Below are 13,433 nucleotides of genomic sequence, written 5' to 3'. Positions count from 1 at the left end.
TTACTTCTGGGTTAACTTTAGGTTACGCTCTACCAATAGCTACTCTTGTACCATTTTCATTGGATGTAAAGTCAGCTTTCAGCTTCATTTTTTCCAACATATAATTTGAAGTTGATAAACCAATTCCCGCCCCACGCCCATAGGAAGAATGAGCCATACCCGGACCTCTGTCTGCAATAATGATCCGTTCTTTTTCTACGTCAACAGCAATGTTTACATATTTCCCCTCTGCGGCATGGCGAATAACATTCTGAAACAAATTATCCAGAACCCGTGTCATCCACGAAGGATCTGTTTCCCAATAAAAAGTTTCGTCTGCTGGTAAATCAACATCGAGCTGAATTTCTTTTTCTTCAAATACAGGATACCACGCAGCAACAGAAGCCCTTACTAAGCGCCCAATATCTGTTGAAACGGGCCGGAAAGGATGTTTTCCTGATGTAAGCAATGTATAGGTCAGTAAATCATCCATTAGATCCCCGACTCTTGTAATCGTATGGTTGATCTCTATTAACGAGTTTTGCCCTTCTAAACTCATGGATTCTTGATTTAATCTGGTGACGTGTCCTCTCAAAATGGTAAGCGGTGTTCGTAAATCGTGAGATAAATTCGCAATCAGCCGATGTCGTAATAACTCTTCTTCATATTCTCGTTTACGACTGTCTTCAAGCTGCTGCATCATCCAATTAAAAGAGCTTCCTAACTGTTCTATCTCATCCATACGATCCGCTTGAACAGATAGGGGTTTAGGGAATGAATTATTTTTAGCTGAAGATGACATGACTTCCTGTAAACGAGCGAGACGTTTTTGAAGTTTCATAAAGAACACCCAAGATAAGATCACAAATGCGACCATAATAAAACCAAACAATAGCACCGAAACGTAAAACAGATTTAATGCATTTACATTTTTTTCATGAGTACTTGAAACTCCGAAAAACGCACTGATGAAAATAAGCATCATCGGAGGGAAAAAGATAAATAGAAAATGCACTTTTAGAAATCGACGAAATAATGATTTGTTTTGCTTCATAATTTCACCCGATATCCTATACCCTTCAACGTCTCAATGATCTCCGGGGAATCGGGATGACGTTCCAACTTTTGACGCAGTCGGTGGATATGCACCATTAATGTTTTATCACCCGTTATATAAGCTTCTTCCCAAATCGCTTCATAAATTTGTTCTTTGGGTAAAACTTGATTGGGGTGCCGTAAAAAGTACATTAAGATTTGATGCTGTTTCCCCGTCAATATAATTTCTTCACCTGTCCGCTTGTCAAATATCATTTGACCTTCCGGATCGACTTCAATCTGATTCCCTAACGAAATGCGTTCGGAACGTATTCCGCCACTTCGACGGGTTAATACTTCCAATCTTGCAACTAATTCATCCATATGGAAGGGCTTCGTTACATAGTCATCCGCAAATTGTAAACCGTCTACCTTATCATCTATGGATGTTCGAGCAGATAACAGCAAAATAGGGACATCAGGAGCTGCCTTTTTCAATCGTTTTCCCACCGTAAATCCGTCTATACCGGGTAACATGATATCCAAAATAACGATTTCATGCTCATGAACTTCTTTTTCGGCTCCTTCCCCAGAAAGCAGCCACTGAACCGAGAATCCTCGCTGTTCCAATTCTTCCTTTACCCAACTGCCGATCTTCTCGTTATCTTCAATATATAAAATGTTTCTTTTCAAGTAACATCCCTCTCTCTAAATGCAGTCCATTATAAGACAGATTAACACAATTCAAAAAATGCTATCCAGTTAACTCCATTTATTCGACGGATTGTCAAGCCAAGTGCTACAGTTCCTCTGTGAAAAAAGAAAAAAGACACACTCGATCCGTAGAATGTGTCTCCTTCTCATGTATCCTATTCTTTATAAAAATTAACCTTCAGGAACAGACTCGTATAAAGTATATCTCTGATTCTCATTTGAATATACATATTCAGGATGAGCTACAGAGCGATACAATTTGGTACCCGGAGGCAATACAGAAGCCATACCTTCCTGAAACTTTTTATTTTTTTGATAATTCATAGATATTTCTCCATAGGAGGTCGTTTTGACGGACTTAAACTCTTCTTCATCAACGACCTTAACCTTTTTATAAAGGATCGACTCCATTATAAAAATATCGCTATTATTGTCTTCTTTCATCACGTTTTGAGCCATTTGTTCGGTAGCGCTAGTTTCGGATGTACAACCAATTATGCTTAATGACATTACAGTAAATAATAAGATCAGGTATGCATATTTGGATAACATCTCTCTCCTCCATTCAAAATGATTCAATCACCCTTCTCCCTTCGCTTTCATCGCCTCATATAATTCCTCATTGGTCAGATGATTTTCGAAGTTGGTAATCAGGATGACGTTCCTGTCTTCGGGAGCATACAGCACTTCTCGCTGCCATCTAAAAAAATGCGGCCCCTCCCCCATGTTGCGCACAACGCCCATCAGGATGCCGAGCCAGTAGGCCGTCTGCTTGACGTCCGTCAGGCAATCATTGTAGTAAAAGCCTTGCCAGTGACCGTGTTCCCGGTCGCGCATAGCCTGGTCCGCTGTTTCGTACGCTTCCTTGGACTTGCCCAGCTCGTAAAAGGCAGCCATGTAATTGTTCTCGCAGTAACGCTCGAATGCGCGGCAAAAGGCAGATCCGCCTTGGGCAAACTCGTAATACATTCGATATTGCAGCCCGATGCTGTCGTCCAGCAACCTTTGATTCGATATGTTATGCCTCACCTGATGCGTACGAGACAAGGCCTCCCCGTACTGCTCCAGCGCCTGTTCACATATCCGTGCATACCAGGACACCTGTTCGGCAAAGCCTTGTTCAGGACATGCCCAGCGCATGCCTTCGACAGCACTTTGCGTATCTGATCGCAGCCATTGCGACAGCAGCTGCCGGGTCGTGTAATTGTAAAACTGGTCTCCGCAGCCTTCATCCGGATGATCCCCGTATCTCGGTGCACAGGATGCGTAGGCATCGAATAATTCGGCAATGCCTCCGTGCTCGCCTCCAAAATAATCATTCACGTATCGCTCTGGATACGATGCCGTGTCCACGTCTCCTTGGGACCATAACTCCGCGATCGCCTGCAGCGTATACACATGAGGTTTTACGTTGGAGCAGTTTACGATGATGAATTCACGTACACCGCGCTGCCTCGCATTAACTAACTCGTCCCGCACCATCGCCAGAGAATTGGGCAGCATCGTCATGTGGCTGGCCGCCTGCAGATCATAGAACGAGGCGTGATAATACACGCCATGCGCTTCTCCTTGGCGATCCTCAGCCGGGAGCGCAACAGGCCTTGCATTGACGCCATGTTGACGGCGGGCGACCATTTTGCCGTATCCGTTATCTCCCCAGATTTTAATCGTATCGTCTGCAATGCGGAGGTGCCCCTGTTGATAAAGTTCAACCATTTCCCCGTACAAATTTGTGCAAAATACCGGATGGTCGACGTGCCTCTGCACAATCAAACGTTGCTCCTCCATGATCGAACCAATCAGCTCCCCCCGGCTCCGATCGGTCGCATATCTTTCGTCATCCAGCCAGAACGGACGGTCCCCCTGCCCGCGAAAACCGATGTTCCAGACCACTTTCTTGTTCCGCTGCCTCAGCACCCCTTCTTCCCACAATTGCCTGAACAGGTCGGGATGTTCCGCAAACGAAGGATTCAGGTCGGGATAGGCCCGCAAAAACATTTCCGCACCGAGCGGTTCCGCATGGTGATGGGTGATCCACAAGCCCATGTCGGCGGCCAGATCGGAGTATATTTTGGCATTGTGGTCGGTGCCGGGGATAACGAGATTGCCGCCTAACCGGAGCAACGTTTCCATGACCATTTCCCAAGGCTTTTCTTTGCTCCCCTCCAGCGTCCAAGCGTGAAGCAGAACTTCATCGTTCACGAACCAGCCTCTGAAGCGACACGCCGCGGCCGAGGAACAGATCGTGGTTTCGTCGATCGACCTGGCCTCTCTTTTTTCAAACATCTGATCATTCCAAAACCACAACGGCTGAATGCCGAGATACTCCCGGCTGATGTAATTCAATGCGTAAATGCATCCCAATTCATCCGCAACCCGTATATCCATCCGGCGATCTTTCACTTCAATGATATAAGCTTCTTCATTCAAGCTGTCATCGCAACTGATCCGGATCGGGTCCAAGGAACCCGGTTCGGTCTCCCCTGCCATCGTCATGCCCAAATCGCGATAAAATCGTCGGATGGCCCGTTCCACCGGCCTGGAGTCCAGATCGCTATGTATTTCCGTCTGTGCCGTCAACGTAAACATGCTGTGTTTCCTCCTATTCGAAGAATTCGCTCTAGGAAGAGTAAAGCATACGGTCATCGCGGTGACCATGGAATAAACCGTGGTCATTGTGCTTATTTCAGTGATAAACCGATTGCTGCCAGGCGGAAACGTCTAGGGAATATACGCTTCCGCCACCTCAACGATCTTTTTGCCGCCGATCACTTGGTATTTCACGTCGATTTCGCTTCCTTTTTGGAAACGGGGCACCGCCAGCACGGAAATGTAGGTTTCCACCACGGCGTCGAAGCTGCTTTCGTTATCCGGCGTCACCGTAAGATCCATACGCACACCTGGCCTGCCGTCCATGCTGGATGAAGTTTCGGCAATATGCCGAATAACTGCCTTAGCCGGAATTCCGCCCAGCAAAATCTCTTTTCGCCGTTTCAACTCCCTCTGTTTCGCGCGAATCGTGTTCATCACCACCAAGATCGTAATCAAACCCGTGATGCTTCCGAAAATGACCACCAGCAATGAAATGTACCCCGTCGACATCGTTTTCCCCTTTCGTGTAAAGATTTTTTCAAAAACTTCTCGTTATTCCCGCCCAATTCCTGCAAACATTAAGAGCATCGCAAAACACTGCCATAAGGCCGCTCCTCCCTAAAAAAGGCCTCAAACTCTTCATCATGCTGATGTTGAGTTGAGGCCTTGTAGCGTACGGCTTAACCTGCCGTTTGATCAACCAAATTTCAGGCGAATACCTGCCAAGCGGACCCCGTCCGTTGCGGCATCGTTTTGTTCCGCTTCTTCGTACACGTCCCATTGTCTGCCCACGAGGGTTCTCAGCACGCCGATTTCTTCCCGGGTCAAACGTACATGCTGCAGGGAAAGGCCGGTTTCGACGAAATCGCGATCAACCTTTCGGTCAAACCTGAAATCCAGTAGACGTTTCACACCATTAATATGCAAAAACTTGAATTCGTATCCTTCGCGAATCGCCTTTTCCCAATTTTCGCCGATCTCTGCTGCCGTATCGAGCCGGGGTTCGAGATCCATCGCAGGCTCTTTGATCTTGGGCAGCAATGGATCGAAATCCCTGCGCCGCAAGCAATCGATGATAACTTCGATCGGCTCGCCGCTTGTCAGCACATTTTCCACAAGCAAGCCGACCGGAATCGACAACTGCGTCAAACTCATGTTCATTCTCCCCCTTCTTTAGAGATACTGGCTGAACCAGGCATTGACCTGTTCAAAGCTGTCCACCCGCAAAGAAGGTTTGCCGCTCTTCAGCAGGGAATGATTGGAACCCGGGTAGCGGATAAGCTTGGTCACTTTCCCCTGCCGTTTGAGGGTCGTGTACAATTCTTCCGCCTGACTGACCGGCGTACGGTAGTCCTGCTCCCCATGCATGATCAGCAGCGGCGTTTCGATGTTGTGCGCATGCGCGAGCGGCGAGCGGGACCACAACATGTCCGCGTGTTCGGTCGGATTGCCGCCGATGACACCTTCGACATACGAAATGCCGATATCGCTCGTTCCGTACATGGACAGCCAGTTGGAGATGCTGCGCTGTGTGACCGCAGCCTTGAAACGGTTCGTGTGTGCCACGATCCAGTTGGTCATCACCCCGCCGTAACTGCCGCCGGCAACGCCCAACCGGGTATCGTCCAAGACATTATACTGGGCCAACGCAACATCCACGGCTTCCAGCAAATCATTGCAGTCTCCCCCGGCAAAATCTCCCCGGCAAGCTTTCGCAAATTGCTGGCCGTATCCCATGCTGCCGCGAGGATTGACCATCAACACCGCGTACCCTTGTGCAACGAGCGTCTGCATTTCATGGCTGAACACCCCGGTGTACATCGCATGCGGCCCCCCGTGAATCTGCAAAATAAGAGGAACCTTCGCTCCTGCTTCCCGCTGTTCCGGCAATAGCAGCCATCCTTGTATCCGCCATCCGTCCGATGAAACGAATTCGATCCGTTCAGGCTTGTTTACTTGGAGCTGGTCCATAAGTTCGTCGTTATGGTGCGTCAGCCGGGTTTCTTGCCCGCTTTTCAGATTAAGGGCGTATAGCTCGCCCGGACGTTCATCCGTCAATGCGGCGAACAGGAGCGTTTGACCGTCCGATGAAACCGCGTACTGATATACATCCCGTTCTCCGCCGAAGGTAACCGCTTCGGCTGTTCCATCTGCTCCGATTCGGTACACGTTTACGGTGCCGTCATGCGTTCCCAGCACATACATGGATGCGCCGCCGTCTCCCGCTGCCATCTGCGGAGAGGGCGAAGCGCCGGCGGATTTCATGTCGCCCAGCGCCGCGTTGCCGAGCTGCATGTCCAGCCCCGGCGCAACCGGCGTCGGCTGCCCGCCGGCGCTTGGCACTTCGTACAGCCGGTTATGGCTTCCGCTGCCGAATTCACGGTCGCTGGCCAGCAGCATCAAACTTTCACCATTAGGCGTGTACGCAAATTGGCTTATCAGCAGGCTGGAATCAGTGACCTTGCGCGGCTCCCTTTCTCCAGGCCGGATCGTATATACATCCGCAAAATAGAGCAAATCGGCATCCAGCGAAGCATCTTCAACCTGCTTGGAGACAAAAGAAATTTCGGTCCCGTCCGGCGACCAAATCGGTGAACTCACATTCCAGGAACCGACGGTGAGCTGGGTAATGGCATCATTTTCGATATCATATACGAACAAATGGCTGTACAATCCGTCCCACCAGCCTGATCCTTCCGCCTTCGGCGTGGTGCGCTCATACACCTTTCCTCGCAATGGCGCTGTTTTGTTGCTTTCGGCATCCGTGCCTGCCGAATCTTTCTGTACCTTGCTCGTAAAGGCAATATGCGTACCCGCCGGAGACCAGGCATATTGCAATATTTTGCGTTCCGGTGCGACGAGCCTCTTCGGCTCCATGCTATCGGCATCCACAGGAATAACCCACAGGCCCTTTCCGCCTTCTTCCAAACGTAAAAATGAAAGCATGCTGCCATCCGGTGACCAAGAAGGCGACGAATCCTTCATGCCTGCGGTCACGGCTGTATCTTCCGAACCATCCAACAAGATGGTGCGAATATGGGTTTGATATTCGTTCTTTTCCCGATCGATGGTCTGCTGCACGTAAGCCGCCCGCCCACGAATGCTGACGACAGGATCGGTGACCCAGCGGTATGCATACAAATCCTCCGGGGTAATCGGCCGTTTGTTCATTTCCGTTGCTCCTCTCCGCAATGCGATGTAATTCTGCCTGAATCAGTTTTCCGTTTTGTCTGTGCGAGGATCAAGCATGTCGCGCAGCCAATCCCCAAGGAAGATAACGCCGAGTACGGTGAATGTGATGGCAAGCCCGGGGAAGGTCGCCACCCACCAGCTCGTAGCTACATATTGCCGACCATCGCTAAGCATCCCGCCCCACGAAACGTCCGGCGGTTTAATGCCCATCCCCAAAAAGCTGAGCGAAGCTTCCGCAATAATGGTCGTGCCCACGTTCATACCCGCGATCACGATAAAGGAAGAAAGAATGTTCGGCACGATATGTTTGATGATCAGCCTGCCGTTACGTGCGCCTATCGCTTTGGCCGCATGCACGTAGTCCCTCTCCCGGATGCTGAGCACCTCGCTCCGCACGACACGGGTATATGCGACCCAGTTGGTGACGCCGATGACAAAAATCAGCGTGGTCAAACCCTGACCGACGATCGCCATCACCACCAACATGAACAAAATGGTCGGAATAGCCATGAACGCATCTCCGACACGCATGATGACCGCATCAACCCATTTGCCGTAAAATCCGGACAGAAGGCCAAGAACCGCGCCGATGAAGCCGGAAACGAGCACGGCGCCCAGGCCGACGATCAATGAAACGCGGGCCCCGTATACGATGCGGCTCCACATATCCCGGCCCAAATTGTCCGTGCCGAGCCAATATTCCGATGAACCGCCATCCATCCATACCGGAGGTTTCAAACGTTTGAGCGGATCGACGGCCGCCGGATCATGCGACGATATCAAAGGTGCGCAGACCGCCGTCAACAATACGATTAAAACGATGACAGCCCCTACCATTCCCGTCTTGCTAACCCATAGTTGTCTCCAGATGTATCGGAACCCGCTGGAAGCGGGCAAACCTTTCTCCACCGCGGCTTCCGGGCCCTGCACCTGCATTTCGTTGCCTTCTGTCATGGGAATGCACCTCCTTTAGTCGTATTTGATCCGCGGATCAAGCAGTCTATAGACCACGTCCGTCAAAATATTGGTGAGCACCACGATCAGTGCGATGACGAATACGGCGGCTTGCACAATGGCCATGTCATGCGTATTGATGGCAACGACCAGCAATTGTCCCAATCCCGGCCATGAAAAAACGGTTTCCGTGATAAGCGTACCGCCGATCAGGCTCGTAAACTGCAAGCTCATAATCGTCACGACCGGAATAAGCCCGTTCCGGAATGCATGTTTGCCGATGACAACGATGCGCGCCAGTCCTTTGGCACGTGCAGTGCGGATGTAATCCTGGCTCAAAATTTCCAGCATGCTGGACCGGATCAGCCGTGTCATCTGCGCGGCAAGACCGATGCCGAGCGTGAACGCGGGCAAAATCAGATGGGAAAATCCGCCTCGACCGGATACCGGCAGAACCCCCCACATAACCGAGAACAGCAGGATCAGCATGATTCCCATCCAGAAGTTGGGCATCGCCTTGCCGATGACCGACAACCCCGAAATGACAAGATCCGTAAACGTGTTCCGTTTGACTGCGGATGCAACCCCCAGCGGAATCGCCAGCAAGACGGCAAAAATCATCGCCGCCACGGCCAGCTCGAAACTGGCCGGCAATCTCTCCAACACCAGCTGCAGCGCAGGTTCCCCATACCGGAAAGACTCGCCGAAATCCCCCTGCAGCGCATTGCCGAGGAATTTTACATATTGCGTGTACAAAGGCTGATCCAACCCCAACGCTTTTGTCAGTACCGCACGATCCTCGGCGGTGGCCGTCTCGGGCAGCATCAGGGCGACCGGGTCGCCCGTAACCCTTACCAGAATGAACACGATAAGGGAAACGATGAACAGTACCGGTATGACCTGCAGCAAAGACTTCAATACGTATTTCCCCATTCCCCGTTCACCTCCAATAAACCAAAATCACTCATTTACCACCATGCTTCAAGTCGAGCATCATCAGAAACCACTCTCTTGAAACCAAATCACCTTCCTATATACACCGCAAAAAACATACACACGTTAACGGAGAGCCGGAACCCATCTGAAGAAGCGAAGCGATCCACAAGCTTTCTGAAAGAAAGCTGCATCGGAAGCATACGCTGTTCACCGGATTTCCCCTCTGAAAAAAGGGGATCGAAAAAATCTGGGGACAAGCGAAACGCGATTCAGAAGATGGTACTCCACTCGCAGTGGCCTTGTGTGATTGATTCGTCCGGTTTATATAGGATGTATTTCTTAATATGAAGAAAGAACGGCAGGAACCTGATCTTTCCGTCCCTGCCGTTCACGGCCGATCCTTGCCTGGACAGGTCATTCTGTCCGACGTTACTGAGTCACAGGTGTAATCTCATCGGCGTAGAACATCTCGTCTTTGCGCGGTTCGAAGTTCACGCTTGCGCTTGTTCCGTACACGCCTTCCATCTGGTACAGATATACGGCCGGACGGTCTTCCGCAAAAATTTGCTGTACTTGCTGGTACTCTTTTTCGCGCGATGCCGGGTCCATATTCACGAGCGCGGATTGCAGCAATTTCTCGACTTCCGGATTGTTGTAATCCGATTCGCCTTTGGCTTCTTCAAGCATGTAACGATTGTAGTTGTTCGAAGCGTCGAACAAGGAATTTCCGATACCGATCATGAAAATCTCTTTGAACGACTTCGAGCTGTAACGTTCGCTGAAAGCGCTTGGCTCAAGCACGTCCAGATTGATTTTGAAGCCGACTTGCCCCAGCATCGCCGCCACAACTTCAGCCTGCTCTTTGTACTGGGAGGAAACCGAAATCGTCATTTCTGCTTCGCCTTCGGCATAACCTGCTTCTTTCAACAGCTGTTTAGCCTTCTCTTGATCATAGAGGGATGTCTGGTACAACGATGGGTCTGCACCGAAGTTGCCCGGTGTTACGGAAGTGCGGGTAACGACGCCTGCGCCTCCGGCGATGCTATCGACAATACCTTGTTTGTCGATGGCGAGTTCGACAGCCTCACGCACTTTCGGATCTGCGGTGATCGTTCCTTCCGTTTGGCGGAAGATCAACTGCAGTACGCGCTGGATCGGAGCTTTGACGATTTTTTTGTCCGCTTCGCCTTCGATGCGCGCAATGTCCGTGGATGGAATCGAAGCAGCCACATCGACGCCGCCAGCAAGCAGCTCGGATACCCGCGTTGAGGCCTCTGGAACGACGCGGAATACAACCTGATCCCATTTCGGCGTGCCATCAAAGTAATTTTCGTTTTTGACAAGCTCGACACGGTCGTCTTTCGTCCATTTGCTGAACTTGTAAGGGCCTGTGCCGACCGGATTTTTCAGGAAAGCATCGAAGCCGTTATCCTGAATGTATTTGGCAGGCAGAATGCCTGCACCCATTTTGGACAAACGGTTCAGCAGCAGCGGGTCAGGACCGTCTGTAACGATGTCGATAGTGTGCTCGTCCACTTCCTTCACTTCAACGATGTTTTTGAAGTAGCTGTTTTGTTTCAGCGTTTCGTCTTTAGCGACACGTTCGATCGTGTATTTCACGTCAGCCGATGTGAACGGATCTCCATTATGGAACGTAACGCCTTCACGAAGCTTGAATCTCCACGTGGTATCGTTCACTTGCTCCCATGACGTTGCAAGACCGGGAACCTTGTTCTGGTTGCTGTCGTTTTTGAGCAGATAATCGAACACGTTGACCAGTACCGCTTCACTGGCCGTGTTGTTGTTGTTGTGCGGATCAAAACTCTCGATGTCCGTAGGCGTCGCAATCGTCAGCGTTTTGCTGGATGCGCCGCTCTCACTGCCCTTTTCGGTTCCGGTTGCCGTCGTTCCGCTTCCGCTTTGCCCGCTGCAAGCACTGAGCACCAATACGACTGCGAGTAATGTCAACCACATGCTTGCCCAAGTTCTCTTTTTCATGTTGCCTGCTCCCCCTTATTGATTCGTATGTTTTTCCAAAAAGCGAAGTGCTACTGCCGACAGCATACCCACGCCATATGGCATGACCGATTCGTCGAGATCGAACATCGGATGGTGAAGCGGATAACGCGTCCGCTCTTCTTCGTTGCCCGAACCAAGCCTGAAGAATACGCCCGGAACCTGCTCGCAATAGAAGGCAAAATCCTCGCCGCCCGTGGAAGGCACGATGCTGGTCCAGCCTTTGGCCCAATCCAAGCCGTCGATCGTTTCCGTCAGAAAATCAACCATGCCCACATCGTTCACGACGACCGGGTAACCGTCGCCGTACACTACTTCATGCCCTGCGCCGAACGAGCTGCAAACCCCGCTGACCACTTGCTCGATCAAGGCTGGCATTCGTTCGCGCAGAGCCGGAGACAATGTACGAACCGTGCCGATCATCTCGACTTCCGGGGCAATCGCCGTTCCCATGTATCCGCCGTTGATTTTGCCGATCGTCACGACGACAGGCTCGAGCGGGTCCACCAAACGGCTGGCGATGTTTTGCAGCGCCGTGATTACTTGCGCGGATACCGCAATCGCGTCGATGCCTTCATGCGGTCTTGCCGCATGTCCGCCTTTGCCGAAGATTTTGATGACCAGACGGTCTGCCGAAGCAAAAGCAACGCCCCGGCTTACGCCCACGGTGCCCGTATCCATGCCAGGCGTCATGTGAAGGCCCGCAATCGCGCTTACCTTTGGATTTTCCAGCACGCCGTCATGGATCATGGCACGTGCCCCCGCAAGACCTTCTTCAGCAGGCTGGAATACAAATTTGATGTTGCCCGCTTTGGGCTTCCCAAGGCTCGTAAGCAGCTCCGCCGCTCCCATCAGAATGGACGTATGGGCATCATGCCCGCACAGGTGTGCTTTGCCTTCGATCTGAGAGCTATATTCCGCGCCTTTCAGATCCTGGATCGGCAGTGCATCCATGTCCGCTCTCAGTGCAATGGTTGGTCCGTCTGTTTCTCCGCGGAGCACACCAACAACGCCGGTTTTGCCTACATTACGGGTGACTTCCAGCCCTAAACGCTCCAAATGCTCGGCTACGATGGACGACGTCCTTACCTCTTCATAACCGATTTCCGGATTGCGGTGAAAATCCCGGCGCCATTCGGTAAGGCGCGGCTGCTGCGCCTGCGCGAGTTCGATCAATTTTGCTTGTTCCATTGCTTGTCAATCCTTTCCTGTAGGTTCCGTTGCGTTCAATCGGGCATAAATGGCATCCGCAGAGGATTCGATATGTTTCTTCATCGTATCGCGAGACCGTATCGGATCATGAGCTTTCAACGCTTCCAGGATGTCCATATGTATGCCGTGGTTCAGGGAACGAATCCGGTCATCGTAAGGCATCAAGTCCAAGGCCGGATTGATTTTGGTCCGGATCTCGCGAACCGCTCGCTCTATGTACGGGTTGCCGGACGCTTTCGCGATCGCCAAATGGAATTTGACGTCCAGCGCCCGAAACCATTCACGCGAGCAATCGGGTTCCCTGCTCTGCATCACGTAGCCTTCCAGCACTTCCAGCTCGCCTGCGGTGATCCGCTCAGCAGCCAGAAATGCGCCTTCAGGTTCGACGAGCGTGCGGTACTCGAATACGTGCAGCATTTGTTCCCAGTCACGCATGATTTCTTCTTTGGTTCTTTTATGCGCGTTAGCCGTAATAGGCAGAACAAACGTGCCTCCTTTGGCGCCGACCCGCTTTTCGATCAATCCTTTTGCTTCCAGCGCGGCTAACGCTTCGCGAACGGTAATACGGCTCGCGTTAAAGATTTCGGCCAGCTCGCGTTCGGACGGAAGTTGGTCCTCACCCATGATTTCCTTGAGGATAATCGCTTCCTCCAACTGCTCGCGAATAAATTCACTGACCTTTTTCGCAGATACTTTCTCGAACTGGAAAGTCAGCTGACCCTGCATATCAACACTCCGATCGATATAATGTCTAAACCTTATACCATTAAACGTTATACTCATACTATAATTCCGAGTAAACA

At 51.0% G+C, this 13,433-nt stretch carries 12 protein-coding genes; all 12 read right to left on the bottom strand.

All coding sequences use genetic code 11. From position 1 onward, the window contains the following. Positions 1–22 precede the first annotated feature (22 nt). A complete protein-coding gene (locus L6H98_RS16865) occupies positions 23–1,033 on the bottom strand; it encodes a HAMP domain-containing sensor histidine kinase (RefSeq protein ID WP_236416838.1) in 1,011 nt (336 codons plus the stop codon). Next, positions 1,030–1,707, bottom strand: a complete 678-nt coding sequence (locus tag L6H98_RS16860; RefSeq protein WP_236416837.1) for a response regulator transcription factor — start codon at positions 1,705–1,707, stop codon at positions 1,030–1,032. Before L6H98_RS16860 ends, L6H98_RS16865 begins: the two co-directional genes overlap by 4 nt. A gap of 192 nt (positions 1,708–1,899) precedes the next feature. Next, positions 1,900–2,307: a hypothetical protein gene (locus L6H98_RS16855; protein WP_236416836.1), complete on the bottom strand. Its 408-nt coding sequence runs from the start codon at positions 2,305–2,307 to the stop codon at positions 1,900–1,902. Then, entirely contained in the window at positions 2,308–4,317 is a 2,010-nt protein-coding gene (locus L6H98_RS16850) for a glycosyl hydrolase 115 family protein (RefSeq protein WP_236416833.1), read from the bottom strand. A 132-nt stretch (positions 4,318–4,449) separates the two neighbouring features. Beyond that, positions 4,450–4,830: a hypothetical protein gene (locus L6H98_RS16845; protein ID WP_236416832.1), complete on the bottom strand. Its 381-nt coding sequence runs from the start codon at positions 4,828–4,830 to the stop codon at positions 4,450–4,452. Positions 4,831–5,016: 186 nt separating this feature from the next. Beyond that, positions 5,017–5,475 (bottom strand): hypothetical protein, encoded by a 459-nt coding sequence (locus L6H98_RS16840; protein ID WP_236416830.1) that lies wholly within the window; start codon positions 5,473–5,475, stop codon positions 5,017–5,019. A gap of 18 nt (positions 5,476–5,493) precedes the next feature. Then, on the bottom strand, positions 5,494–7,491 hold the full coding sequence (locus tag L6H98_RS16835; protein ID WP_236416828.1) for a S9 family peptidase: 1,998 nt from the start codon (positions 7,489–7,491) through the stop codon (positions 5,494–5,496). Between the two features lie 42 nt (positions 7,492–7,533). Next, entirely contained in the window at positions 7,534–8,466 is a 933-nt protein-coding gene (locus L6H98_RS16830) for an ABC transporter permease (RefSeq protein WP_236416826.1), read from the bottom strand. Positions 8,467–8,481: 15 nt separating this feature from the next. After that, positions 8,482–9,399 carry an ABC transporter permease gene (locus L6H98_RS16825; RefSeq protein WP_236416825.1) on the bottom strand — a complete coding sequence of 306 codons (918 nt, stop codon included), beginning with the start codon at positions 9,397–9,399 and terminating at the stop codon, positions 8,482–8,484. A gap of 432 nt (positions 9,400–9,831) precedes the next feature. Beyond that, entirely contained in the window at positions 9,832–11,400 is a 1,569-nt protein-coding gene (locus L6H98_RS16820; protein WP_236416824.1) for an ABC transporter substrate-binding protein, read from the bottom strand. Between the two features lie 15 nt (positions 11,401–11,415). Further along, a complete protein-coding gene (locus L6H98_RS16815; RefSeq protein ID WP_236416823.1) occupies positions 11,416–12,609 on the bottom strand; it encodes a M20 family metallopeptidase in 1,194 nt (397 codons plus the stop codon). Between the two features lie 6 nt (positions 12,610–12,615). After that, the gene (locus L6H98_RS16810; protein WP_236416822.1) at positions 12,616–13,356 is read right to left on the bottom strand and encodes a FadR/GntR family transcriptional regulator; all 741 of its coding nucleotides are present in this window, start codon (positions 13,354–13,356) and stop codon (positions 12,616–12,618) included. Between the last annotated feature and the right edge of the window lie 77 nt (positions 13,357–13,433).

Source organism: Paenibacillus sp. JJ-223, assembly GCF_927798175.1.
In the GTDB taxonomy this organism is placed as follows: domain Bacteria; phylum Bacillota; class Bacilli; order Paenibacillales; family Paenibacillaceae; genus Paenibacillus; species Paenibacillus hubeiensis.
This window is presented reverse-complemented; position numbering and strand designations above follow the sequence as displayed.

Coding starts and splice junctions, on each gene's coding strand:
- L6H98_RS16865 (WP_236416838.1), bottom strand. CDS start 1,033: ATGAAGCAAAACAAATCATTATTTCGTCGATTTCTAAAAGTGCATTTT.
- L6H98_RS16850 (WP_236416833.1), bottom strand. CDS start 4,317: ATGTTTACGTTGACGGCACAGACGGAAATACATAGCGATCTGGACTCC.
- L6H98_RS16845 (WP_236416832.1), bottom strand. CDS start 4,830: ATGTCGACGGGGTACATTTCATTGCTGGTGGTCATTTTCGGAAGCATC.
- L6H98_RS16840 (WP_236416830.1), bottom strand. CDS start 5,475: ATGAGTTTGACGCAGTTGTCGATTCCGGTCGGCTTGCTTGTGGAAAAT.
- L6H98_RS16835 (WP_236416828.1), bottom strand. CDS start 7,491: ATGAACAAACGGCCGATTACCCCGGAGGATTTGTATGCATACCGCTGG.
- L6H98_RS16830 (WP_236416826.1), bottom strand. CDS start 8,466: ATGACAGAAGGCAACGAAATGCAGGTGCAGGGCCCGGAAGCCGCGGTG.
- L6H98_RS16825 (WP_236416825.1), bottom strand. CDS start 9,399: ATGGGGAAATACGTATTGAAGTCTTTGCTGCAGGTCATACCGGTACTG.
- L6H98_RS16820 (WP_236416824.1), bottom strand. CDS start 11,400: ATGAAAAAGAGAACTTGGGCAAGCATGTGGTTGACATTACTCGCAGTC.
- L6H98_RS16815 (WP_236416823.1), bottom strand. CDS start 12,609: ATGGAACAAGCAAAATTGATCGAACTCGCGCAGGCGCAGCAGCCGCGC.
- L6H98_RS16810 (WP_236416822.1), bottom strand. CDS start 13,356: ATGCAGGGTCAGCTGACTTTCCAGTTCGAGAAAGTATCTGCGAAAAAG.